Source organism: Amycolatopsis sp. FBCC-B4732 (genome assembly GCF_023008405.1).
Classification (GTDB): Bacteria; Actinomycetota; Actinomycetes; order Mycobacteriales; family Pseudonocardiaceae; genus Amycolatopsis; species Amycolatopsis pretoriensis_A.
This window is the reverse complement of sequence record NZ_CP095376.1, coordinates 9,075,310-9,097,460: the sequence shown is the minus strand read 5'-3', so window position 1 is coordinate 9,097,460 and position 22,151 is coordinate 9,075,310. Positions and strand designations below refer to the sequence as shown.

At 71.3% G+C, this 22,151-nt stretch carries 24 protein-coding genes; 15 read left to right on the top strand and 9 right to left on the bottom strand.

The genetic code is table 11. The annotated features are described in order from the left end of the window. Window positions 1-23: 23 nt before the first annotated feature. Together MUY14_RS41295 and MUY14_RS41290 are read right to left on the bottom strand one after the other, a co-directional pair. Window positions 24-1,163: a hypothetical protein gene (locus tag MUY14_RS41295; protein WP_247017924.1), complete on the bottom strand. Its 1,140-nt coding sequence runs from the start codon at window positions 1,161-1,163 to the stop codon at window positions 24-26. Between the two features lie 89 nt (window positions 1,164-1,252). Further along, window positions 1,253-2,905, bottom strand: coding sequence for an AMP-binding protein (locus MUY14_RS41290; RefSeq protein ID WP_247017922.1), 1,653 nt, complete (start codon window positions 2,903-2,905; stop codon window positions 1,253-1,255). Window positions 2,906-3,038: 133 nt separating this feature from the next. Between MUY14_RS41290 and MUY14_RS41285 the strand changes: the two genes are divergently transcribed. From MUY14_RS41285 to MUY14_RS41230, 12 genes are all read left to right on the top strand, one after another. Further along, window positions 3,039-3,938 carry a hypothetical protein gene (locus MUY14_RS41285; RefSeq protein WP_247017921.1) on the top strand — a complete coding sequence of 300 codons (900 nt, stop codon included), beginning with the start codon at window positions 3,039-3,041 and terminating at the stop codon, window positions 3,936-3,938. A gap of 36 nt (window positions 3,939-3,974) precedes the next feature. Next, window positions 3,975-5,597 carry an AAA family ATPase gene (locus MUY14_RS41280; protein ID WP_247017919.1) on the top strand — a complete coding sequence of 541 codons (1,623 nt, stop codon included), beginning with the start codon at window positions 3,975-3,977 and terminating at the stop codon, window positions 5,595-5,597. Continuing rightward, window positions 5,594-5,803, top strand: coding sequence for a DUF2997 domain-containing protein (locus MUY14_RS41275; RefSeq protein ID WP_247017917.1), 210 nt, complete (start codon window positions 5,594-5,596; stop codon window positions 5,801-5,803). Before MUY14_RS41280 ends, MUY14_RS41275 begins: the two co-directional genes overlap by 4 nt. Beyond that, window positions 5,791-6,366 carry a 4Fe-4S single cluster domain-containing protein gene (locus MUY14_RS41270; protein ID WP_247017915.1) on the top strand — a complete coding sequence of 192 codons (576 nt, stop codon included), beginning with the start codon at window positions 5,791-5,793 and terminating at the stop codon, window positions 6,364-6,366. The genes MUY14_RS41275 and MUY14_RS41270 overlap by 13 nt, the downstream gene beginning before the upstream one ends. After that, on the top strand, window positions 6,363-6,806 hold the full coding sequence (locus MUY14_RS41265) for a hypothetical protein (RefSeq protein ID WP_247017913.1): 444 nt from the start codon (window positions 6,363-6,365) through the stop codon (window positions 6,804-6,806). The genes MUY14_RS41270 and MUY14_RS41265 overlap by 4 nt, the downstream gene beginning before the upstream one ends. Beyond that, window positions 6,803-8,035: a helix-hairpin-helix domain-containing protein gene (locus MUY14_RS41260; RefSeq protein WP_247017910.1), complete on the top strand. Its 1,233-nt coding sequence runs from the start codon at window positions 6,803-6,805 to the stop codon at window positions 8,033-8,035. Before MUY14_RS41265 ends, MUY14_RS41260 begins: the two co-directional genes overlap by 4 nt. A 34-nt stretch (window positions 8,036-8,069) precedes the next feature. Continuing rightward, window positions 8,070-8,759 (top strand): ESX secretion-associated protein EspG, encoded by a 690-nt coding sequence (locus MUY14_RS41255; RefSeq protein ID WP_247017908.1) that lies wholly within the window; start codon window positions 8,070-8,072, stop codon window positions 8,757-8,759. 71 nt (window positions 8,760-8,830) lie between these two features. Then, window positions 8,831-9,328, top strand: a complete 498-nt coding sequence (locus tag MUY14_RS41250) for a hypothetical protein (RefSeq protein ID WP_247017906.1) — start codon at window positions 8,831-8,833, stop codon at window positions 9,326-9,328. Continuing rightward, window positions 9,328-9,879 carry a hypothetical protein gene (locus tag MUY14_RS41245; protein ID WP_247017904.1) on the top strand — a complete coding sequence of 184 codons (552 nt, stop codon included), beginning with the start codon at window positions 9,328-9,330 and terminating at the stop codon, window positions 9,877-9,879. The genes MUY14_RS41250 and MUY14_RS41245 overlap by 1 nt, the downstream gene beginning before the upstream one ends. 14 nt (window positions 9,880-9,893) lie before the next feature. Beyond that, window positions 9,894-11,306 carry a hypothetical protein gene (locus MUY14_RS41240; protein WP_247017902.1) on the top strand — a complete coding sequence of 471 codons (1,413 nt, stop codon included), beginning with the start codon at window positions 9,894-9,896 and terminating at the stop codon, window positions 11,304-11,306. A gap of 61 nt (window positions 11,307-11,367) precedes the next feature. Beyond that, entirely contained in the window at window positions 11,368-12,120 is a 753-nt protein-coding gene (locus MUY14_RS41235; RefSeq protein ID WP_247017900.1) for a PhzF family phenazine biosynthesis protein, read from the top strand. After that, window positions 12,120-12,494, top strand: a complete 375-nt coding sequence (locus MUY14_RS41230; protein ID WP_247017898.1) for a YccF domain-containing protein — start codon at window positions 12,120-12,122, stop codon at window positions 12,492-12,494. The genes MUY14_RS41235 and MUY14_RS41230 overlap by 1 nt, the downstream gene beginning before the upstream one ends. On the opposite strand, the gene MUY14_RS41225 is transcribed toward MUY14_RS41230, so the two are convergent. Together MUY14_RS41225 and MUY14_RS41220 are read right to left on the bottom strand one after the other, a co-directional pair. Continuing rightward, window positions 12,495-13,295, bottom strand: a complete 801-nt coding sequence (locus tag MUY14_RS41225) for a metallophosphoesterase (protein ID WP_247017897.1) — start codon at window positions 13,293-13,295, stop codon at window positions 12,495-12,497. It abuts the gene before it with no gap. A gap of 37 nt (window positions 13,296-13,332) precedes the next feature. After that, window positions 13,333-14,127 (bottom strand): HAD-IIA family hydrolase, encoded by a 795-nt coding sequence (locus MUY14_RS41220; protein ID WP_247017896.1) that lies wholly within the window; start codon window positions 14,125-14,127, stop codon window positions 13,333-13,335. Between the two features lie 194 nt (window positions 14,128-14,321). On the opposite strand from MUY14_RS41220, the gene MUY14_RS41215 reads away from it, so the two are divergent. Then, entirely contained in the window at window positions 14,322-16,103 is a 1,782-nt protein-coding gene (locus MUY14_RS41215; protein WP_247017895.1) for a multicopper oxidase family protein, read from the top strand. A gap of 47 nt (window positions 16,104-16,150) precedes the next feature. Here MUY14_RS41215 and MUY14_RS41210 read toward each other — a convergent pair whose 3' ends face one another. Genes MUY14_RS41210 through MUY14_RS41190 form a run of 5 tightly spaced genes read right to left on the bottom strand, consistent with a single transcriptional unit; the run spans window position 16,151 to window position 19,788 of the window. After that, complete coding sequence (locus MUY14_RS41210) at window positions 16,151-17,236, bottom strand: sulfate/molybdate ABC transporter ATP-binding protein (RefSeq protein WP_247017894.1); 1,086 nt, start codon at window positions 17,234-17,236, stop codon at window positions 16,151-16,153. Next, the gene (locus MUY14_RS41205; RefSeq protein WP_247017893.1) at window positions 17,233-18,000 is read right to left on the bottom strand and encodes an ABC transporter permease; all 768 of its coding nucleotides are present in this window, start codon (window positions 17,998-18,000) and stop codon (window positions 17,233-17,235) included. The genes MUY14_RS41210 and MUY14_RS41205 overlap by 4 nt, the downstream gene beginning before the upstream one ends. 58 nt (window positions 18,001-18,058) lie before the next feature. Next, window positions 18,059-18,874, bottom strand: coding sequence for a molybdate ABC transporter substrate-binding protein (gene modA / locus MUY14_RS41200; RefSeq protein WP_247017892.1), 816 nt, complete (start codon window positions 18,872-18,874; stop codon window positions 18,059-18,061). Continuing rightward, window positions 18,871-19,275 carry a molybdopterin-binding protein gene (locus MUY14_RS41195; RefSeq protein WP_247017891.1) on the bottom strand — a complete coding sequence of 135 codons (405 nt, stop codon included), beginning with the start codon at window positions 19,273-19,275 and terminating at the stop codon, window positions 18,871-18,873. Before MUY14_RS41195 ends, modA begins: the two co-directional genes overlap by 4 nt. Before the next feature lie 33 nt (window positions 19,276-19,308). Further along, on the bottom strand, window positions 19,309-19,788 hold the full coding sequence (locus tag MUY14_RS41190; RefSeq protein WP_247025486.1) for a MarR family winged helix-turn-helix transcriptional regulator: 480 nt from the start codon (window positions 19,786-19,788) through the stop codon (window positions 19,309-19,311). Between the two features lie 149 nt (window positions 19,789-19,937). Here MUY14_RS41190 and moaA point away from each other — a divergent pair, with 149 nt between their 5' ends. Both moaA and MUY14_RS41180 read left to right on the top strand, forming a co-directional pair. Continuing rightward, window positions 19,938-20,945 carry a GTP 3',8-cyclase MoaA gene (moaA, locus tag MUY14_RS41185; protein WP_247017890.1) on the top strand — a complete coding sequence of 336 codons (1,008 nt, stop codon included), beginning with the start codon at window positions 19,938-19,940 and terminating at the stop codon, window positions 20,943-20,945. 1 nt (window position 20,946) lies between these two features. Next, a complete protein-coding gene (locus MUY14_RS41180; protein ID WP_247017889.1) occupies window positions 20,947-21,207 on the top strand; it encodes a MoaD/ThiS family protein in 261 nt (86 codons plus the stop codon). The last annotated feature ends 944 nt before the right edge of the window (window positions 21,208-22,151 follow it).

Here is a 22,151-nt window from a genome sequence, read left to right as displayed (position 1 = left end):
TGGCCGTCACGAACTCGCCGCGGTCAGCTCGCCGGCCAGTAGACCGCGTGCCGGCCAGCGCCGCCGGACGTCGTGGCCTGGCCGATGATCGTGCCGCCGGGTGCGATCCCGGTGGCCTGGCTGTAGTAGCCGTCCGGCAGGGTGCCGAGGTCCGTCAGCGTGCCGTCGGGGGCCCAGCGGGCCGCCACCGAGTCGACGGTGCCGACCGCCGTGCCGGCGGCGTTCAGCGCCACCGCCTCCGAGCGCCGCGCGTCTTCCAGCACGGTCGCGCCGCGGGCGGTCCAGCGCACCGCCCGGTCCTGAGCGAACTCGACGTACCCGCTGCCCACGACCACCCCGGCGCGGTTGATCGCCCGCGGCCGTGCCGAAGCCGGCGGGGCGGCCCAGCCGAGCCGCACCAAGCGGCCGTCGCGCTGCCAGGCGACCGGGACTTCCTGGCCGGCCTCGGTGATGGTCCCGGCGATCACACCGAAGTCGTTGATCGCGACCGCCGAAGCACCCGCGTTGCCCGGCGAAAGATCGGTGACCACGCCGGTGGCGCCGTTCCAGCGGACCGCGTGCCGGGTGCCCGCGGAGTCCTCGGCGGTGCCGCTGACCAGCGTGCCGTCCGCGGTGATCCCGGTGACGGTGACCTGCCCGCCGCCCGGCAGCGACGCGAGTTCGGTGACCGTCCCGTCCGGGGCCCAGCGCACCGCGACGCGGGTGCCCTGCGGGCCGAGGGCGCCGCCGGCGACCACGCCGGTCCCGCTGATCGCGACCGCGTCGGACGGCCCGGCCCACTGCAGCGCGGTGACCGAGCCGTCCGGCGCCCACCGGACCGCGTGCCGGTCGCCGGTCGCGTCTTCCGCCCAGCCGGCGGCGACACCGGCGTCGTTGACGGCGATCGCGTCACCCAGCTCGCCGCCGAGCGTCGGCAGGGCGCTGATCCGGCCCTGGGCGTCCCACTTCGCCGCGTGGTAGCGCAGGCGCACGTCACGCGGGTACGAGTCGCCGACCATCGTGCCGCCGGCGTTGATCGCGGCCACGAAGCTGTACTCGTCCCCCGGCAGGGTGCCCAGGTCGACGGGCCCGCCGGTGGCCGCGGTGGCGACCCCGGGCAGGCCGAGCGCGGCCGACGCGAGCAGCGTCCCCGCGGTGAGCGTTTTCTTCCAGCCGGACGGCATGGCTCCCCCTCGGCGGCGGTGTCCCGTCGCTCCCGTCCGGGAGCGTCCCCTCCGCCGCGCCAGGACCACGCCCGGCCGCCCGGCCCGGTTTAGGCGTGCTTCGCGGCGGCCGCGTTTTCCAAGCCCAGCAGGCTGATCGACTTCTCCCGCATCTCGACCTTGCGGACCTTCCCGGTCACGGTCATCGGGAACTCCTCGACGACGTGGACGTACCGCGGGATCTTGTACCGGGCCAGCTTGCCCTCGCAGAACTCCCGCACCTTCTCGGTCGTCAGCGGCTCGGCGCCGTCCCGCATCCGGACCCACGCCATCAGCTCTTCGCCGTACTTCTCGTCCGGGACGCCGATCACCTGCGCGTCCAGGATGTCCGGGTGGGTGTAGAGGAACTCCTCGATCTCCCGCGGGTACAGGTTTTCGCCGCCGCGGATCACCATGTCCTTGATCCGGCCGGTGATGTTGACGTACCCGTCGCCGTCCATGACCGCCAGGTCGCCGGTGTGCATCCACCGCGCGGCGTCGATCGCCTCCGCCGTCTTGTCGGCCTGCTCCCAATAGCCGAGCATCACCGAGTACCCGCGGGTGCACAGCTCCCCCGGCTCCCCGCGCGGCACCGTCAGCCCCGTCTCCGGGTCGACGACCTTCACCTCCAGGTGCGGCCCCACCCGGCCCACGGTCGAGACCCGGCGCTCGATCGAATCGTCGGCACGGGTCTGCGTCGACACCGGCGACGTTTCGGTCATGCCGTAACAGATCGACACCTCGGCCATGCCCATCCGGTCGATGACCTGCTTCATCACCTCGACCGGACACGGCGACCCGGCCATGATCCCGGTCCGCAGCGACGACAGGTCGAACTCGCCGAAGTCCGGGTGGTTCAGTTCCGCGATGAACATCGTCGGCACGCCGTAGAGGGAGGTGCACCGCTCCGCCGCCACCGCTTCGAGCGTCGCCTTCGGGTCGAACGCCGGTGCCGGGATCACCATGCACGCGCCGTGGCTGGTGCAGGCCAGGTTGCCCATCACCATCCCGAAGCAGTGGTAGAACGGCACCGGGATGCACACCCGGTCCGCTTCGGTGTAGTTGCAGAGCTCGCCGACGAAGAACCCGTTGTTGAGGATGTTGTGGTGCGACAGCGTCGCGCCCTTCGGGAAGCCCGTGGTCCCGGAGGTGTACTGGATGTTGATCGGGTCGTCCGCCGACAACCCCGCTTGCAGGTGCGCCAGCTGCGCCGGATCCCCACCGGCCGTCATCAACGCCTGCCAGCTGTCGCCGCCCAGGATCACGACGTGCTCCAGCGCGGCGCACTTCTCGCGTACTTCCTCCACCATCGCCGGGTAGTCGGAGGTCTTGAACGCGTCCGAAGCCACCAGCAGCCGGATCCCGGCCTGGTTGAGCACGTACTCCAGCTCGTGCGAGCGGTAGGCGGGGTTGATGTTGACCAGGATCGCGCCGATCTTCGCCGTCGCGTACTGCAGGAACGTCCACTCCGCCCGGTTCGGCGACCAGATCCCCACCCGGTCACCCTTGCCGATACCCCGCGCGACCAGCCCCAGCGCCAGCGCGTCGACCTCGGCGGCGAGTTCGCGGTAGGTCCACCGGCGCCCGGCGGCCCGGTCGACCAGGGCGTCGCGGTCCCCGAACGCGGCCACCGTCCGGTCGAAATTGTCCCCGATCGTGTCCCCGAGCAGCGGGACCTCGGACGTCCCCGAGGCATAGCTCGGCAGAGCGGGCGCGTCAGGCATGGTGCCTCCTGAAGTCGGCGGTGACTGGCGCCGAGTCTAAGAACCGCCGTACCCGGTAGCCAGTCGCCGGGAAATTCCGTTACGGCGGCCCCGATCGGTGGCAGGATTTCCCTCGGAAGAGGGAGGGAACCCGATGCGAAGAATCCTGGCTCTGACCGCGGCGATCCTGCTGCTCGTGCCGGCCGTGCCGGCGTCGGCCGCGACCCGCGTGATCGTGCTGCCCGGCGCCAAGTCCGCCGAAGGGATCACCCCGGCCGGCGGCGGCACCTACTACACCGGCGACCTCGTCGCCGGCACGATCTTCCGCGAGGACGTCAAGCGCGGCACCGCCGAGCGCTTCATCGAGGCGCCACCCGGGGCGATGGCGGCCGGGGTGGACCTCGACCGGCGCCACGACCTGCTGTTCGTCGCCGGCGGGATGGGCGGCAAGGCCTACGTCTACAACGTGCGCACGAAGGCGAAGGTCGCGGACTTCACCTTCGGCGACCCGCAGACGTCCTACGTCAACGACGTGGCCGTGACCCCGCAGGGCGCCTGGTTCACCGACTCCTACCACCCGCAACTGTTCTTCGTGCCGGTCGTGGCCGGCGTCCTCGGCGCGCCGCGCACCCTGCCGCTGAGCGGGCCGGGCGCGGGCGGCTCACCCGACACCTTCTTCATGAACGACATCATCGCCACGCCGGCCGGCGACACCCTGCTCGTGGCCGCCACGACGCCCGGCAAGGTGTACCGGATCGACCCGGTCACCGGGGTCAGCGCGGAGGTCGCGGGGGTGACCGCGCCCAGCGTCGTCAGTCTCGTGCTGGAAGGCCGCCGGCTCTGGGCGGTGCAGCTCGACGACACGATCAGCCGGTGGTGCCTCGACGGCGACCTGAGCCATGGCACCGCGGCCGGCACGATCACCGATCCGCTGTTCGACCAGCCGGTTTCAGCGGTGAAGATCGGCGGCCGGCTCGCCGTCGTCAACTCCCACATCTTCAGCGGCTACCCGCCCACCAGCCCGACCTACGAGGTCCTTCTCGTCGGCGCCTGACTGGTAGGGTCCGGACGGACTTCGAGGGGGCGATCGATGGCCGGCCAGGGGTTTCGCGACGAGCTGACCCAGTTGCTGCAGGCGCGCTACCCGCTGCTGGTCGTCGAGACGCACGAAGAGCAGCGGGTGCTGCGGGAGATCCGCGCGGTCGCGGAAGACCAGCAGCGGCTGCGGACGCCGCGGCGGGTGTACGTCTGGTCGTCGACCACCGGGCTCGCGCCCGCGGGCGGGCCGCCGATCAGCGACACCCGCACCGCGGCCGCCGCGCTCGAGCGGATCTACGGCTGGAGCGAGCCCGCCGTCTTCGTCTTCGCCGACCTGCACCCGTCGCTGGTCTCCGAGGGCGGGCACCGGCCCGACCCGGACGTCGTGCGGCGGCTGCGGGAGCTCGCGGCCACGTTCAAGACCCGGCCCGTGCCGCTGAGCCTGATCCTCGTGTCGCCGTCCCTGCCGGTGCCGCCGGAGCTGGAGCACGACGCGACCGTCGTCGACTTCCCGCTGCCCGATCAGCGCCAGATCGGCGAGCTGCTGGACGGCATGGTCGCCGCGCACCGGCAGAACGTCCGGATCAGCATCGACCGCGACGACCGGGACATGATCGTCGCCGCCGCACGGGGCCTCACACTACCCGAGGCCGAGAACGCGTTCGCCAGGGCGCTCGTCGAAGGCGGTGGGCTCGACCCCAGCGACCTCGAGCTGATCCTCGCCGAGAAGCGCCAAGCCGTCCGGCGGTCCGGGATGCTCGACATCGTGCCCGCCGAAACGAGCTTCGACGCCGTCGGCGGGCTGGACCGGCTCAAGCGCTGGCTGACCAAGCGCACCGGCACGTGGACGCCCGCCGCGTCGGCGTACAACCTCGCGGCGCCGAAGGGCCTGCTGCTGACCGGCGTCCCCGGCTGCGGCAAGAGCCTGTCCGCGGTCTGCGTCGCGAACATGTGGCGGCTCCCGCTGCTGCGGCTGGACCTCGGGCGCGTCTTCGCCGGGCTCGTCGGCTCCAGCGAGAAGAACATCCGCACGGTCATCCGCACCGCGGAAGGCATCGCGCCCTGCGTGCTGTGGGTCGACGAGATCGAGAAGGGCCTCGCGGGCGCGGGCGGCGGGGGTGACGGCGGCACCGCGCGGCGCGTGTTCGGCACGTTCCTGTCGTGGATGCAGGAGAAGTCGGCGCCGGTGTTCGTGATGGCGACCGCGAACCAGGTCGGCTCGCTGCCGCCGGAGTTCCTTCGCAAGGGCCGCTTCGACGAGATCTTCTTCGTCGACCTGCCTTCGGCGCCCGAGCGCGCCGCGATCTGGCGGATCCACCTGGCCAAGCGCGTCACCGACGCGTTCGTCGCCAGTGAGCTGCGGCTGGAGGACGCGCTGTTCACCGAGCTCGCCGAGGTCAGCGCGGGCTACAGCGGCGCCGAGATCGAGCAGGCCGTGCTGTCCGGGCTGGTCGACGCGTTCGCGGAGAAGCGGCCGCTGCGCCGCGACGACCTCGTGCGCGCGGTGAAGTCGACCGTGCCGCTGTCGGTCACCCAGGCCGACGAGATCCTGGCCATCCGGAACTGGGCCGAGACCCGGGCCGTCGCGGCGACGGACACCACCGCCGAAGCCGGCACCGCGGCCCGTGTTCCGGCGCCGCCGGAGTCCCCGAGGGGAAGGACGATCGACGTATGACGCACCGGGTGACCGTCACCATCGCGAAGGACGGCTCGATCAGCGCCGAGACGCACGGCGTGACCGGGTCCAAGTGCCTCGACTACATCCCGCTGCTCGAGGACCTGCTCGGCGCGGAAACGGTGTCGTCGGAGTTCACCGAGGACTACCGGCGGACCACCGCCGAGGTCGAGAACACGGCGACGCAGCAGCAATGGAACTCCTGAACCTGCACCGGATCGTCGACGTCACCGCGGCCGAAGGTCCCGGCGTGCGGTGCGCGGTGTGGACGCAGGGGTGCTCGGTGCGCTGCCCCGGCTGCTTCAACCCGCAGACGTGGACCACGCGCGGCGGGACGCCCATGGCTTGGCCGGACCTGGTTTCGCACGTGCTGGGGATCCGCGGCATCGAGGGCGTCACGCTGCTCGGCGGCGAGCCGTTCGACCAGGCCGAGCCGCTGGGGCACTTCGCTTCCGCGGTCCGTTCCGAAGGCCTCTCGGTGATGACGTTCACCGGGCACGTGCTGGAGGACCTGCCGCCGTCGAAGCTGCTCGACTCGACGGATCTGCTGGTGGACGGGCCGTTCCTGGCGGACCGGCCGGAGACCGCGCGGCCGTGGGTGGGGTCGGTCAACCAGCGGTTCCACTTCCTGACCGACCGCTACGACGAGTCGATCTTCACGACGCCGAACCGCTTGGAACTGACGATCGGGGTGGACGGCGGGATCGAAGTGAACGGGTTCGCCACCACCGAAGTACTGGAAGCGCTGCTCGAAGGGGACTACCGATGAGCGTCACGCTGAAGCTGCGCAGCGAAGCACTGGCCCAGCTCAACGCCGCGACGATCGCCGCACACACGCAGGCGCAGCCGGGCGTGGTCACCGTGCGGACCCGGATGCGGCACCGCGACCTGCTCGCCCGCGCGCTCACCGGGCTGCGTGCGCAGGTCACCGACGACGGCAACTCCGTCGTCGCCGCGTGGGAGGGACGGCGGATCACGTTCGGCTACGGCCCCGAAGGCGTCCAGGTGGCGCACGTCGACGGCCCGGGGCTGGCCGAGGCCGAAGCCCAGCGGCTGGTGCTGTCGGTCGACGAGGCGTACGCCGCACAGGTGCAGCAGGCGGTGCTCGCGCGGCTGAAGGCCCGCGCGGCGTCGACCGGGATGGTCGTCGAGTCCGAGCGGGTGAACGCCGACCAGTCGATCAGCGTCACGCTGGCCGCCACGTCGTGACCGAGGTCAGGGTCGGGCTGATCGAGTTCGGCAAGGCGCTCAACGACTCCGTCACCCTCCCCGGCCTCGGCGAGCTTCCGGGCGGCCAGGTCAGCGCGGGCCGGGCGGTCCGCGGCGCCCGCGCGCGGCTGCGGCGCGGCGACCGCGTCCTCGCGGACAACCTGCGCCTCGGGATCATGGTGCGGAAGAAGTTCTTCTCCAGCGACGTCGAGGCGGTCACGGACGCCGGCTTCCTCAAGGACGTCTTCGTCGCCGTCGGGCGGCGCGACCTCGCGAAGGGCGACTCACTGGAGCTGTACACCGACGACACCGTCGGCCCGGACACCAGCCGCCAGGACGGCGTCGGTGCGGTGCTGGCGCCGGGTTTCGACCAGCTGACCGGGTTCCACGCTTCGGTGGGCGTTCGCGAAGGGGTGCTGCGCTTCGGGGCGCTGGTCTCGCTGGTGCGGGGCGGGCGACCGGCCGGCGAGCCGATGCGGGTGCTCGGGCTGTTCGGCCCGGCGGGCCCGCTCGAGGAGCTGCCGCCCGGGCCGCCGGGGACCGTGTTGCTGGGCTTCCAGTGCGAGGTGCCGCCGCTCGCCGGCGACGCACTGGTGGCGTTCCAGGAGCCCGCGCACGACTTCCTGGAGCGGCGCGAGGGGTCCGTGGTGGTGCACGGCGTCACCGACCTGGGCAACGGCTCGGTGGTGGCGGCGGTCGAGGTGCCGGAGGGGCGCGGCGCGGCGTTCACGACCGGGTCGCCGGCGCGGGTGCTGCGGCCGATCGGGACGACGTTCAACGAGCGGAGCACGGTCGTTTCCCCGGACCTGCGGATCCTGTCGCTGGCGCGGGACGGCGTGGCGGTGCGGACCAGCGCGGGGACGCGGGTGTTCACGGTCGGGCTGGCGACGCGGGACCTGCGGGAGAACGACCTGATCGAGGCTTTCGTACCGGCTGCGGTGGCTCCGTTGACCCCGTTGGCCCCTTTGGCGCCGCCGCCTGCGCCCGCTCCGGCGGCGGTGGACGTGAACACGGCGTCCGGCCCGGAGCTGGCGTCGTTGCCGGGGCTGTCACCGTCGCGGGTGACGACGGCATTGGAGCTGCGTCAGCGGCAGGGCGGCTTCCCCGACGTGGAGGCGTTCGGCGTCGCGATCGGCTTGCAGCCGCACGAGATCGTCCGCCTGCGCGGACGGGCGACGGCCGGCCGGGTGGCGTTGCGCGAGACGGGCGTGCGCCAGCTCGACATCTGAAGCGGCGGTTGGCGATTCCGCTACGCTCGGGGACGTGCCGGAGGAATTCTCACTGGGCCTGACGGAGGTCGACACCGCGGTCCGGCGCACCGGTCTCCCGGCGAGCTGGCACCCGTTCGAAATCCGCAGCCCGGGCCGCACGCTGACGGAGAACGAGCGCATCGCGGCGGCGGCCTGGGAGTCGATGCGGGCGCGCGGCCTGGCCGGCCCGGACAAGCTGGACATAGAAGTGGAGCAGACCCTCCGCGCGTGGACCCAGCCGGACGTGCTGATCGTCGTGAGAGCGGCGGAGGACACCCGCCAGGTCTTCTACCGAGCGGCGATCGGCCACGGGCTCGGGGTGTTTTCGGAACTGGCCGGCGAGGAGGTCCTGTTCGCGCAGACGCGGCCGGACCGCCTGGTCGACCTGGTGGTCGGCATGCTGCCGGCGTACGGCCCGGTCCCGCTGGCGGAGCTGACGTTCGTCACCCCCGGATCGCCCGCCGACGCCGAGCTGGCGGCGGAGTTCTCCGCGTGGCCCCTGCACCGCTACGGCACGGTGGAGCTGTCGATCCGCCACGACTCCCTGCGCCCGGCGGGAACGGTGACGTTCATCGACAACGACGGCGGCCGCTTCTTGATGTCGACGGAGCCCCTGCCGGACGGTTCGTCCCGGGTCACGTTCACCCCATCGGATGGTTCTCACCTGCGCGCATGGCTCAACGACCGTGTCAGGAACCACTGACGCGGCCGGTTCGTCACTAGTACAGTGCGAAGGGACCACGCAGGGTGGTGCCGGACGACGGGGAGGGCGTCATGAGCGGTTCGCAGTTCGGCGCACCGGGCTCGTTCACACCCCCACCGGACGCAGCGGGGGACGCGGGTTCGAACTTCCTCTCGGGGTTGCTCACCGGACAGGTGGACGACCAGGCCGCCAAGCAGGTCGGCGAAGGCGGTCGTCACCTGAAATCCCTCGCGCAGAGCGGCCAGTTCGCCGTGAACGAGGAGGGGTTCCAGGCGTACATCAAAGCCTGTGATTTCTTCATCGACGGCTTCACCGACATGATCACCAACGTCTACAAGCTGGCCAATCCGGCCCAGATGGGTGGCAGCAACTACGCCAAGGCTGTCGCCGACTTCAACGTGCAGGTGGCCAACGGCGATCCGGAGTCGCTGATCCCCAACCTCGAAAAGATGCGAGACGGTGTCGAGCAGGCTCGCGAGGCCATGGTGATCGCGCGCAAGAACTACCGCGAAACCGAAGATGCCCACAGCACGACGTTTGCCAAGTTGAACGAGGGGCTGCACGAGTAGTGATCGCACGACGCGTTCCGGTCGCGTTCGCCACCCTGGCTCTCGGGCTCGGCCTCGTCGCCTGCACGAGCGAGGTCGGCGGACAAGCGAACCCGAGCTCGCAGGTTTCCGCCACGAACAGCACGCCGGCTGATTCGGGCGATCCCTTCGCGGGCCTGAGCTCTTGCACCATTCTCGACCAAGCTCTTGCCGGGCAAGGTTTTCCCCAAGCCGAGAAGACGGTCGCGGACCCGGCTCACGGCTGCCACGCCAAGAAACCCAGGGCCGGCGACACACCGGCGGTGGATGTCGGTCTGTTCCTGCAGGCCGGCGGGAACTACAAGGACAACGTCAACAACCCGGGCAAGGCCAGCGAAGGCAAGGTCAACGAGCGCCCGGCGATCGAGGAACAGGAACCCTTGAACGTCAAGGGACAATGCGCCGTCCGGTTCCAGGTGCGGGACTCGCGTGCCCTGCTGTCGCTCGCCTTCGGCTCGGACACCGCCGGCGCCTGTCACCAGATCGAAGACCTCGCTCCGAAGGTCGAGCCTCTGCTGCCGAAGAACAACTGATACGGAGTCCTGCCATGAGTCAGCCGCACCGGGCGCAACACCGCCAGTCCGAGGGTGACTACTACGCGGCCACCGAACAGAAGCTCCGAGGCCACGGCGCCGACGCGCAAGGGACAACCAGGAAAGCGGCGTCCGACTATTCGGTCGCCCAGGGAAAGCTGCTGCAGGAAGGGCAAACCCTCCGTTCCGGAGCACCGGCCCCCGACGAGAACTACGCGAACCAGCCGCACGAAGTGCTGTACAACATGGTCCACGAGAACCTGGACCTCGAGGACCTGAACGACCGCAGCCGCGTAGCCAACGTCTACGGCAACTGGCTCGCCGATGCGTCGAACCAGTTCCGCGACGCCGCCACCGCGGCGGGCGGCTCGTGGCAGGGACCGGCGGCCGACCAGGCGAACGGGTTCTTCCAAAGCACGGCCGGGCACACCGAACAAACCGGCAACGCGATGCAGCTGGCGTCGAACCACTACTCCCAGCAGTCCGCGGCCGCCCATTACGCCAAGACCAACATGCCCGAGCCCACCGGCTTCAACCAGCAAGCCGAGCTCGACAAGGCCAAGCAGCAGTACAACTCCGGTGATCTCGTCGGCATGAGCGGCACCATGGCCGACATCCAAGCCAAACAACAACAAGCCGACGCCGCGCACCAGCAAGCCGTGCAGGTGCTGCAAAACCTCGACGGCACCTACCACGAGACCGCCAGCTCGCAGCCCACCTACGCGCCGCCGCCGCAGCTCGGGCAAGGGGACTCCACCTCGGTGAGCGGGTTCCACGGGACGAGCGGGACCGGCGGGACCGGCGGCACTGGTGGGATCGGCGGCACCGGCGGAACGGGCTTCACCGGAACAGGCACCGGACCCGGCGGGACCAGCGGCACCTTCGCCCCCGGCGGCACCACACCACCGGGCGCCTCCTACGTCCCACCCGGTACCACCAGCGGAACCGGCGGCCCGGGGAACTTCGCCGGCAACACCAGCTTCCGCGCCACCCCCGCCGCCGGCTCCTTCACGCGCATGACTCCCGACGGGCTCGCCATGCCCGGCACCACCTCAGGCGGCGGCACCACCGGCGGAGGCGGAGACATCACCCGCGGCAGCAAACCGGGCCGCGCCGGGAGCGGCTTCGCCGGGGCGCGAGTGTCCGGCAGTGCCGGGAGCGCGCCCAAGGAGATGCCCGGGGAAGGCAAGGGCAGCGGCGCCGGCAAGACCGGTGAACGGCTCGAACGCGGGGCCACCGCCGCCGCGGCCGCCAAGGGCAAGGGGGGCGCCGGGGCTGCCGGTGCGGCGGGCGCCGGCAAGAAGAAGGAAGACGACAAGGAGCACAAGAACAAGTACGCCGCCGACGAGGACGTCTTCGACCTCAAGCCCGAGACCGGGCCCGACGGCGAGAAGATCGTGCGGCCGACCATCGGGGAAACCCCTTAGATTTCCCCCATTCGCCGCGCGGGACCGGAAGCGGCGGACGCGGTCTGGCTACATTGGGGGCATGCGCTTCTTCATCGTCGACGCCTTCACCGACCGGGCCTTCGCCGGGAACCCCGCCGGGGTCGTCCTGCTGGACGAGCCCGCCGACCCGGGCTGGATGCAGGCCGTCGCCGCCGAGATGAAGCACGCCGAGACCGCCTTCGTCGTCACCACCGAAGGCCCCAAGTCGCTCCGGTGGTTCACCCCCGAGGTCGAGGTCGCCCTCTGCGGGCACGCCACCCTCGCCACCACGCACGTCCTCGGCGGCGAGCAGGTCTACACCACCCTCAGCGGCGAACTGCGCGCCACCGGACAGGACGGCTGGGTCGAGCTCGACTTCCCCTCCGACCCGCCGACGCCCACCGACGACGACCTGTCCGGCATCCTCCCCGGGGTCGGGATCGAGTACGTCGGACGCGGCGTCGACAACCTCTTCGCCGTCCTCGCCGACGCCGAAACGGTCAAGAACCTCGAACCCGACCTGGCCGAGCTCAAGAACACCTGGACCGGACGGCTGCTCGTCACGGCGAAGGGCGACGAAACGGACTACGTCAGCCGCTTCTTCGGCCCCGGCGTCGGCATCGACGAAGACCCCGTCACGGGCTCGGCGCACTGCATCCTGTCGCCGTACTGGTCCGAGCGGCTCCGGCGCACCGAACTCGTCGGCGAACAGGTGTCACCACGCGGCGGGATCGTCCGGACGCGCCAAGACGGCGACCGCGTGCACCTCTCCGGCCAGGCCGTGACCGTCCTCAGCGGGGAGCTGCACGTCTGATGCGCACGCTGCTGAACATCATCTGGCTCGTCCTGTGCGGCTTCTGGATGGCGCTGGGCTACCTGCTCGCCGGCGTGATCTGCTGCATCCTCGTCGTCACCATCCCGTTCGGGCTGGCGTCGTTCCGGATCGCCAGCTACGCGCTCTGGCCGTTCGGCCGCACGGTCGTCGACCGGCGGGACGCGGGCGCCGCGTCCTGCCTGGGCAACGTCGTCTGGTTCGTCTTCGCCGGGTGGTGGCTGGCGCTCGGGCACATCTTCACGGGCGTCGCGCTGTGCCTCACGATCGTCGGCATCCCGCTCGGCGTCGCGAACTTCAAGATGATCCCGGTGTCGCTGGTGCCGCTCGGCAAGGAGATCGTCGAGCTCCCCTGATCACGACTCCGGTTCGTACGGCAGCTGCACCACCAGGCACGGCCCGCCGACGAACAGGCCGCCGTCCACGCCGAGCGCCTTGCCGCCCGCGTACAGGAACGGGCCCTCGATCTGCGTCGGGTGGATGCCCAGCTGGTCGGCGATGACGCTGTGGCCGTGCACGATCCGGGACCCGCCGAGCGCGTCCATCAGCTTCTGGGCGTTCTCCTCGCCGTCCGGGCCGCGGAAGGCGTAGCGCGTCGTCATCCGGCGCCAGACGTCCCACCAGGCCTCGAGGTCCGAACCCGTGAGGATCTCGCTCGCGGACTCGTTGATCTCCTCGATCGACGAGCCCCAGTCGAGGTACTCCAGCGTGTCCGAGTGCAGCAGGAGGTGGTCGGCGGCGAGCGCGGCCAGCGGGCGCGCGGCGAGCCACTCGATGTGCTCCGGGGTCAGCCGGTCCTGGTCCGACAGCAGGCCGCCGTTGATCTCCCAGCTGCGGGCGAAGCTGCGCGGGCCGAAGTCGGACGGCACCGGCTCGTCGCCGAAGTGGTACATGCCCAGCGCGAGGATCTCGTGGTTGCCCAGCAGCGTCTGCACCTGGCCGCCGGCCTCGGCCGCCTGCGCCTCCAGGCGCATGACCAGGTCGATCGCGCCGACTCCGTCCGGGCCGCGGTCGACGAAGTCGCCGAGGAACCACAGCTGGTCTTCTTCCCCCGACCAGTTGTCCTCGTCGTCGACCAGGCCCTCGGCTCTCAGCGCGTCGGCCAGCTCGTCCCTGTGCCCGTGGACGTCGCCGACCACGTACGTCGACTTGCTCATCCGGTGACGATAAGCCCTTCTCCCGCCTGCCCGGTGGTCAGCCTTCGCCGAACGGGTCCTGGGTACGCCCGATCAGGTCAGCGACCGAGTCGATCACCAGTGTGGGCCGGTACGGATAGCGCTCGGCCGACTCCTGCGTGGAGATGCCGGTGAGCACCAGGATGGTCTGCAGGCCGGCCTCGATGCCCGAGTGCACGTCGGTGTCCATCCGGTCGCCGATCATCAGCGTCGACTCCGAGTGCGCGCCGAGGCGGCGCAGCGCCGAGCGCATCATCAGCGGGTTCGGCTTGCCGACGTAGTACGGCGAGCGCCCGGTGGCCTTCTCGATCAGCGCCGCCACGGACCCGGTGGCCGGCATCGAGCCCTCGACGCTCGGGCCGGTCGCGTCGGGGTTCGTCGCGATGAACTTCGCGCCGCCCTCGATCAGCCGGATCGCGCGCGTGATGGCGCTGAAGCTGTACGTGCGGGTCTCGCCCAGCACGACGTAGTCGGGGTCGCGCTCGGTCAGCACGTAGCCGACCTCGTGCAGCGCCGTCGTGAGCCCCGCCTCGCCGATGACGTACGCCGAGCCGTTCGGCCGCTGCGACGAGAGGAACTTCGCGGTCGCCAGCGCCGAGGTCCAGATCGACTCCTCCGGGATGTCGAGCCCGGTGCGCTCGAGCCGGGCCCGCAGGTCGCGCGGGGTGTAGATCGAGTTGTTCGTCAGCACCAGGAAGTCGATGCCGTTCGCCTTCAACTCGGCGAGGAACTCGTCGGCCCCGGGGACGAGGTGCTCCTCCTTCACCAGGACGCCGTCCATGTCGGAGAGGTACGTCCACCGGCGTTCGCTCATGCGCGGAACCTATCACGCGCGCGAGGCGCCTGCGGTGCGTGCCGAAAAAGGCTACAGTTGAAATTGCCGGTATTGCGAGGGGAGTTCGCGAGCCGGTCACCGAGGGGGTTCGGGGGAATACCATTCGACGTCGCCGGCGTGATCCGTGTCGGCGCGATTCTTCCTACCCCCGGTCCACAAAAAGGGGAGATCGCATGACCGAAATCATCGAGCGCCCGGTCGCCACCGCGCCGATCGCCGCGCCGAACTGGGGGCTCACCAAATTCCTGGACCCGCTCCGGGTCCCGCCGGTGTACCGGCCGCATTCGTGGGGCGGCCACGACACCATCACCATCCCGATGATCACGAAGCGCCAGCGGCTGCACTCGCAATTGCCGCCGAGTTTGTTGTGGACGTACGCCGGGCATTTCCCGGGTCCGACGATCGAAGTGCGCAGCGGCAAACAACTGCGGATTTCGTGGTCGAACGAAATCGAGGGCGAGTTCCCGCTCGTCGCCGTTCAGGGCCCGATCGCCGACGCGCCGACCAGCCGTCCGGGCCGGGAACTCGACCGGCCCGGCTACTCGGTCATCGACGGCGTCGCGGACCTGCCGGCCTGGACGGTCGTGCACCTCCACGGCGCCCGCACGAACGCCGGCAACGACGGCTGGGCGCACAACGCCGGGCTCAACGGCACTTCGCAGCTGACCGAGTACCAGAACCGCCAGCCGGCGATGCCGCTCTGGTACCACGACCACGCCATGGCGATCACGCGCTTCACCGTCCACACCGGCCTGGCGGGGATGTACCTGGTCCGCGACGACGAAGAGGACGCGCTCGACCTGCCGCACGGCGACCACGAGATCCCGCTGATCATCACCGACCGGAACCTCGACACCGACCCGGCGACCGGCGCGCTCACCGGGCAGCTGCTGTTCAAGGTCCCGGTGGTGCCGAACGGCCCGATGATCCCGTTCACCGGGCCGTTCACCCTGGTCAACGGCGTGATCTGGCCGCACCTCGACGTCGACGCGCGGTGGTACCGCTTCCGGCTGCTCAACGCGGCCAACTCGCGGTTCTTCACGCTCAACCTGGTCGACGAGAACAACGTGCCGGTCAACGACGCCGTCCGCCTGATCGGCACCGACGGCGGCCTGCTGCCCGCGCCGGCGCCGGTGCCGGGCGGCGGGCTGACCGTCGCCCCGGCCGAGCGGTTCGACGTCCTGATCGACTTCAGCCGCTTCAAGGGGCGCAAGCTCAAGCTGCGCAACGCCGACCCGCGGCTGGGCACGGTCGAGCCGGACCTGATGGAGTTCCGGGTCGACGCCGGGGCCAAGCACGACCCGTTCCGGCTGCCGGAGAAGATCTCGACGTCCTACGTCCGGCTGCAGCACGGCTCGACGCTGCCGGAGGACCACGACCACGTCTGGATCGCGCTGCTGCTCAACAAGGCGGGGCACCCGGAGATGTGGGACCTCGAACAGGTCGAGGCGGACCCGGGCGGCGAGGGGATCATCCAGGTCCAGGACCCGAACGGCGGGCTGAAGACGTTCCGGATGGTCGGCCGGCTCTTCGACGACACGACCGGCATCTTCATCGACCATGACCGGTGGGCGGTGTGGAACATCGTGCACGTCGCCGGCGGGCCGCCGGCCCACCCGGTGCACATCCACCTGACCGAGTTCCAGGCGCTCTTCCGGCGGAAGTTCACCACGACGTTCGACCAGGCCACCGAACGGACGACCACGCCGATCGACGGCTTCACCGACGTCCCGCTGGAGAAGTACGAGGAGGGCTGGAAGGACACGATCATCGTGAACCCCGGCCAGTGGGTGAGCGTGGCCGGCCAGTTCGGCGGCGGCACCGGCCAGTTCATGTACCACTGCCACATCCTCGACCACGAGGACGAAGGCATGATGCGGCCGTTCGTGGTGCACCCGCCGGAGGTGGCGAAGTTCCACGTCCACCCGGGTGGCGGCCACCACCACGACGGCTGACCCCCCGGCTCGTGAGTGTTCAGGGAGGTTCTGACCGCCCTGAACACTCACGACCAGTCTTGGGCTCGGGAAGCCGCGGCCGGGTGCACCACCACGGTCGCGGCCTTCACCGAGAGCGTCACCGCCGAGCCGGGCTCCAGCGCGAGCTCCGCCACGGCGGCCGGCGTGAGGTCGGCGGTCAGGCCGTGCGCCCAGCCGTCGCCTTCAGCGCGGACCCGGATCACCGGCCCGTGCGGTTCCAGCGCCGCGACGACGGCGTCGGCGGTGTTGCGCGGGCTCCCGCGGTGCTCGCCGTCGTGCGGGTAGACGGCGACGGCGTTCGGGGGGAACACCGCCACCGCGGGCTCGCCCGGCACCACGTCGGCCGCCGGGATCCCGCTGACGACTTCGCCGGACGCCGTCCGCAGCCCTTCGGGAACGGCGGTCCCGGCGACGAGGTTGAGCCCGGCGATCCGCGCGGTGAACGCCGTCCGCGGGGCCGAAAGCACTTCGCGGGTCAGGCCGCGTTCGACGACGCGGCCGCCGTTCATCACCGCGACGTGGTCGGCGAGCGCGAGCGCGTCCAGGGGGTCGTGGGTGACGAGCACCGTCGTCGGCCCGGTCTTCAGCACCCGCCGCAGCAGGCCGCGGATCGCGGGCGCGGCGTCGACGTCGAGGGCGGCGAACGGCTCGTCGAGCAGCAGCAGGTCCGGTTCCGCGGCCAGCGCCCTGGCGATCGCGACGCGCTGGGCCTGCCCGCCGGACAGCTGCCCGGGCCGCCGGTCGGCGAGCCCGACGGCGTCCACCTCGGCCAGCCAGTAGTAGGCGCGCTCGCGGGCGGCGTGGCGGCCGGCGCCGGTCGAGCGCGGGGCGAACGCGACGTTGTCCACCGCGGACAGGTGCGGGAAGAGCAGCGCGTCCTGGGACAGCAGCCCGATCCCGCGGCGGTGCGGCGCCACCCCGGACAGCTGCCGCCCGGCCACCGCGATCTCCGCCGAGGCCGGGGTGATCAAGCCCGCGAGGCAGCCCAGCACCGTCGACTTGCCCGAGCCGTTCGGGCCGAGCAGCGCCAGCACCGACCCGGTGGGCACGTCGAGGTCGACGTCCAACGTGAACGAGCCGCGCACGGCCTCGATCCGGGCGGTCAGGCTCACCGCAGGCCGCCTTCCCACGACCGCGGCCGCGCGACCGCGATGACCAGGATCGCCACCACGATGAGCAGCAGCGAAAGCGCGACGGCGCTGTCGATGTCCACTTCGGCCTGCGTGTAGACCTCCAGCGGCAGCGTGCGGGTGACGTCTTCGAGGCTGCCGGCGAAGGTGATCGTGGCGCCGAACTCGCCGAGCGCGCGGGCGAAGCTGAGGACGACGCCGGAGCCGAGCGCGGGCAGCAGCAGCGGCAGCGTGACCCGGCGGAAGACCGTCCACGGGCGCGCGCCCAGCGTCGCGGCGACCTGCTCGTAGCGGTCGCCGGAGCTCCGCAGCGCGCCTTCGAGGCTGACGACGAGGAACGGCATCGCGACGAACGTCTGCGCGATCACCACCGCGGCCGTGGTGAACGGCACCGGCTCCCCGGTCAGCGTGGTGATCAGCATGCCGAGGAAACCCTTGCGGCCGAGCAGGTAGAGCAGCGCGAGACCGCCGACGACCGGGGGCAGCACCAGCGGCAGCAGCACGATCGAGCGCAGCAGCCGGACCCCGCGGAACCGGGCGCGCGCGAGCACGACGGCCAGCGGCACGCCGAGCAGCACGCAGGCCACGGTGGACAGCGCGGCGGTGATCAGCGACAGCCGCAGCGCGTGCCACGACGACGGCGTGGCGACCAGCGACGGCAGCCGCGTCAGGTCCGAGCGGACCAGCAGGCCGACGACCGGCAGCACGACCAGGGCCAGCGCGAGCGTGGCCGGGATCGCGAGCACCCACGGGACGCGCGAACGGCCGGCCGGGACGGATCCCGGCCGGCCGTTCGCGGACCGCCTACTGCGCAGGGCCGAACCCGACCTTGCTCAGCTCGGTCTTGCCCTCGGTGCCGAGGACGAAGTCGTCGAACTCCTTGGCCAGCGCGGCCTGCCCGCCCTTGACCGCGGCGATCGGGTAGTTGTTGACCGCGCCGCCCGCCTCGGGGAAGTCGACCTTCTCGACCTTGCCCGCGGCCGAGGTGGCGTCGGTGACGTAGACCAGGCCCGCGTCGGCGTCGCCGGAGGCGACCTTGTTCAGCACCTGCTTGACGTCCTGCTCTTCGCTCTTCGGCTTGAGCGTGACGCCGGTGGCGGTCTCGACCTTCTTGGTGGCCGAGCCGCACGGCACCTGCGGGGCGCACGTGACGACGGTCAGGCCGGCCTTGTTCAGGTCGGCGAAGGACTTGATGCCCTTGGGGTTGCCCGGCGCGACGGCGATGGCGAGCTTGTTGGTCGCGAAGACCGTCGGCTGGCCGTCGATCACGCCGCCCTGGACGGCCTTGTCCATGTTGGCCTGGTCGGCCGAGGCGAAGACGTCGGCCTTCGCACCGTTGGTCAGCTGCTGGACCAGGCCGGACGAGCCCGCGAAGCTGAACTTCACGGTGACGCCGGGGTGCTGGGCCTCGAACTCCTTGCCGAGCGCGGTGAACGACTCGGTGAGGGACGCGGCGGCGAACACGGTGAGCGTGCCGGTGCCGGTGCCGGCGTCGCCGCTGCCCTTCGGCGCGGGCGCGCTCGCCGACGACCCGCCGGTCTGCGTGCTGGGCTGGTCCGAACTGCTGCACGCGCCCGCGAACAGAGCGACGGCCGCGACGGCGAGAGCGAGCTTCTTCATCGACTTCCTTCCGGTGTTTCCACCACGACAGTGGTCGCTTTGACCACGGCAACCGCGAGCACTCCCGGGCGCAGGCCCAGCTCGCGGACGGCTTCGGTACTCATCAGGGACACCACCCGGTGTGCCCCGCACTGCAGTTCCACCTGGGCCATCACCTTGTCGGCGACGACCTCGGTCACCAGCCCGACGAACCGGTTGCGGGCGGAGCGGCCGACGGTGGAGGGGTCTTCGGGGCCGGAGGCCTGGGCCCGGGCGAACCCGGCCAGCTGGGCACCGTCGACGACCTTGCGCCCGGCGACGTCGTCGGTCGCGGTCAGCTGCCCCGCGCGCACCCACCTCCGGACGGTGTCGTCACTGACGCCGAGCAGGCGCGCGGCCTCGGACAACCGAAATTGCGGCATGCCGCAGACATTATCTCCGCAGTTGAGGAAAAGCTACGCGGGGCGGCCATTGTCGAGGATTTCCGCGCGGAGCTGTTCGAGCATGACGTTCTGATAACGCTCGATGGCTTTTCGCTCGACCGGGGAGAACTGCGCCAAGGTCTCGCGAAGGGCGTCGAAGGCCGACTCGAAGAGCGGCGCGAAGCGCTCCTCGGCCCCCGGCACGACCGCCACGAGGACCTTGCGGCGGTCTTCGGGATCACGGACGCGACTCACCAGCCCGACCTTCTCGAGCCGGTCGATGACGCCGGTCACAGCGCCGGTCGACAGGCCCGTCAGCTCCGCGATCCGCCCCGCGGTCAACGGTCCGCCCGATTGGATGACCAGGTCGAACGTCTTGTGGTCGGTGCCGGACAGGCCCATCCGCTCGGCGATCCTGGCGTGCCGGAGGACCGTCAGGGTGCTGCCCTGGCGGCCCAATTCCGCGAAGCGGAAGAGCTCATCGTCGGTGACCGGGTAAGTCTTTTCCGTCACGGGCCCTCTTAGTTCGGCAACTGAACCACTCACTCGTCAAAGTATCGTAGCGAGCCGCTCACTTCGCGCGTTCCGGAGCTACTCTGGGCGTAATGACGGCAGTGGATCTCGGGTTTCCTCGCGTCCCCGGTACACGAGGGTCTTCTCGCGTGCCCAGGCCCGAGAACCCGCAACTCATCGACACCTTCGGCCGGGTGGCCACCGATCTCCGGGTTTCCCTGACGGATCGGTGCAACCTGCGCTGCACCTACTGCATGCCCGCGGAAGGCCTCGACTGGATGCCGGGCGATCAGGTGCTGACCGACGACGAACTGGTCCGCCTGATGCGGATCGCCGTCGAGCGGCTCGGCGTCACCGACATCCGGCTCACCGGCGGCGAACCCCTGCTGCGGCCGGGCCTCGAAGACCTCGTCGCGCGGGTCACGGCCCTTTCGCCGCGGCCGAAGCTGTCCATGACCACCAACGGGATCGGCCTGGCCCGGCGCGCCAAGGCGCTCGCCGAGGCCGGCCTGAACCGGATCAACGTCTCGCTCGACACGATCGACCCGGAGCTGTTCGAGAAGATCACCCGCCGCGACCGGCTCTCGCACGTGCTGGCCGGCATGGCGGCCGCGCGGGACGCCGGGATGTCGCCGGTGAAGGTCAACTCGGTGCTGATGCGCGGCGTCAACGAGGCCGAAGCCGTGCCGCTGCTGAAGTTCTGCCTGGCCGAGGGCTACCACCTGCGCTTCATCGAGCAGATGCCGCTGGACGCCCAGCACGGCTGGAACCGCGGCGAGATGATCACCGCGGCGGAGATCCTGGAGAAGCTGGGCACCGCGTTCGAGCTGACCCCGTTCCCGGTCGCCCGCGGCGGCGCACCGGCCGAGCGCTGGCTGGTCGACGGCGGCCCCGGCGACGTCGGCGTGATCGCGTCGGTGACCAGGCCGTTCTGCGCGGCGTGCGAGCGCACCCGCCTGACGGCCGACGGCGCGGTCCGCTCCTGCCTCTTCAGCAACGACGAGACGGACCTCCGCTCCCTCGTGCGCGCGGGCGCGCGCGATGAGGAGGTGGCGGACGCCTGGCGGGCCACGATGTGGGGCAAGCTCGCCGGCCACGAGATCAACGACGCCGGATTCGCCCAGCCGATCCGGCCGATGAGCGCGATCGGCGGTTGAGATGACCACCCTGACCATCGTGGTCCGGTACTTCGCGGCAGCACGAGCCGCGGCGGGCGTCGACGAGGAGAAGGTGCAGCTGACAACGGGAGCCTCGGTCGCCGACGCGGCGACCGAGCTCCGCCGGCTGCACCCGGAGGGCCTGCCGCGGGTGCTGGACGCGGTCAGTTACCTGCTGGACGGGGTCGCGGTCCGCGACGTCGGCCGGCTGCTGACCGACGGGGCCGAGCTGGACGTCCTGCCACCCTTCGCCGGCGGCTGAGGCTTCTCTACTAGTACTGACACGCGCGGGGCCGCCTGCGCGCCTGGCGGTTTTTCCGCCGGCGCCCTGCGACCTGGCGTGCGTCAGTTCGGCGCGCCTTTCCCGCACGGCAGGACCCTCCCGGCGAGCCCTACTCGCCCGGCCGGCTCAGCCCGGGCCTCCGGCAAGCCCTTCCCGGCCCAGCTGAAGCCTCCAGGTAGCCCGCCCGCTGGCCAATCCAGCCGGGCAACTCCGGCGAACCCCTCCCCACCCGGCCGGCCCAGCCAGCCCAGCTGAAGCCCCGGCGAGCCCTGCCCGCCTGGCCAACCCAGCCGGACCATCCCGGCAAGCCCGCCCTGCCCCGCCGACCCAGCCGGACCTCTCCCAGCGAGCCCTCCCAGCCGAGTCGAAGCCCCCAGCGAGCCTGCCCGCCTGCCCAACCCAGCCAGGCCATGCCGGACGAGCCCCTCCCCGCCCGGCCCGCCAGGCCAACCCAGCCAGGCCACCCCGGCAAGCCCTCCCCACCCAGCTGACCCAGCCGGAGCTCTCCCAGCCCAGTCGAAGCCCCCAGCGAGCCTGCCCGCCTGCCCAACCCAGCCAGGCCACCCCGGCAAGCCCTCCCGCGCCCAGCCGGACCTCTCCCAGCGAGCCCGCCCAGCCCAGTCGAAGCCCCGGCAAGCCTGCCCGCCTGCCCAACCCAGCCAGGCCACCCCGGCAAGCCCTCCCGCGCCCAGCCGGACCTCTCCCAGCGAGCCCGCCCAGCCCAGTCGAAGCCCCGGCAAGCCTGCCCGCCTGCCCAACCCAGCCAGGCCACCCCGGCAAGCCCTCCCGCGCCCAGCCGGACCTCTCCCAGCGAGCCCGCCCAGCCCAGTCGAAGCCCCGGCAAGCCTGCCCGCCTGCCCAACCCAGCCAGGCCACCCCGGCGAACCCCTCCCCGCCCGACCCGCCCAGCCCGGGCCTCCCGG

Excerpts from the sequence above, each read along its gene's own strand:
- MUY14_RS41275 (WP_247017917.1), top strand. The coding sequence starts at position 5,594 with ATGACGCACCGGGTGACCGTCACCATCGCGAAGGACGGCTCGATCAGC.
- MUY14_RS41280 (WP_247017919.1), top strand. The coding sequence starts at position 3,975 with ATGGCCGGCCAGGGGTTTCGCGACGAGCTGACCCAGTTGCTGCAGGCG.
- MUY14_RS41225 (WP_247017897.1), bottom strand. The coding sequence starts at position 13,295 with ATGAGCAAGTCGACGTACGTGGTCGGCGACGTCCACGGGCACAGGGAC.
- MUY14_RS41295 (WP_247017924.1), bottom strand. The coding sequence starts at position 1,163 with ATGCCGTCCGGCTGGAAGAAAACGCTCACCGCGGGGACGCTGCTCGCG.
- MUY14_RS41220 (WP_247017896.1), bottom strand. The coding sequence starts at position 14,127 with ATGAGCGAACGCCGGTGGACGTACCTCTCCGACATGGACGGCGTCCTG.
- MUY14_RS41240 (WP_247017902.1), top strand. The coding sequence starts at position 9,894 with ATGAGTCAGCCGCACCGGGCGCAACACCGCCAGTCCGAGGGTGACTAC.
- MUY14_RS41215 (WP_247017895.1), top strand. The coding sequence starts at position 14,322 with ATGACCGAAATCATCGAGCGCCCGGTCGCCACCGCGCCGATCGCCGCG.
- MUY14_RS41285 (WP_247017921.1), top strand. The coding sequence starts at position 3,039 with ATGCGAAGAATCCTGGCTCTGACCGCGGCGATCCTGCTGCTCGTGCCG.
- MUY14_RS41270 (WP_247017915.1), top strand. The coding sequence starts at position 5,791 with ATGGAACTCCTGAACCTGCACCGGATCGTCGACGTCACCGCGGCCGAA.
- MUY14_RS41290 (WP_247017922.1), bottom strand. The coding sequence starts at position 2,905 with ATGCCTGACGCGCCCGCTCTGCCGAGCTATGCCTCGGGGACGTCCGAG.
- modA (WP_247017892.1), bottom strand. The coding sequence starts at position 18,874 with ATGAAGAAGCTCGCTCTCGCCGTCGCGGCCGTCGCTCTGTTCGCGGGC.
- MUY14_RS41235 (WP_247017900.1), top strand. The coding sequence starts at position 11,368 with ATGCGCTTCTTCATCGTCGACGCCTTCACCGACCGGGCCTTCGCCGGG.
- MUY14_RS41195 (WP_247017891.1), bottom strand. The coding sequence starts at position 19,275 with ATGCCGCAATTTCGGTTGTCCGAGGCCGCGCGCCTGCTCGGCGTCAGT.
- MUY14_RS41265 (WP_247017913.1), top strand. The coding sequence starts at position 6,363 with ATGAGCGTCACGCTGAAGCTGCGCAGCGAAGCACTGGCCCAGCTCAAC.
- MUY14_RS41180 (WP_247017889.1), top strand. The coding sequence starts at position 20,947 with ATGACCACCCTGACCATCGTGGTCCGGTACTTCGCGGCAGCACGAGCC.
- MUY14_RS41230 (WP_247017898.1), top strand. The coding sequence starts at position 12,120 with ATGCGCACGCTGCTGAACATCATCTGGCTCGTCCTGTGCGGCTTCTGG.
- MUY14_RS41250 (WP_247017906.1), top strand. The coding sequence starts at position 8,831 with ATGAGCGGTTCGCAGTTCGGCGCACCGGGCTCGTTCACACCCCCACCG.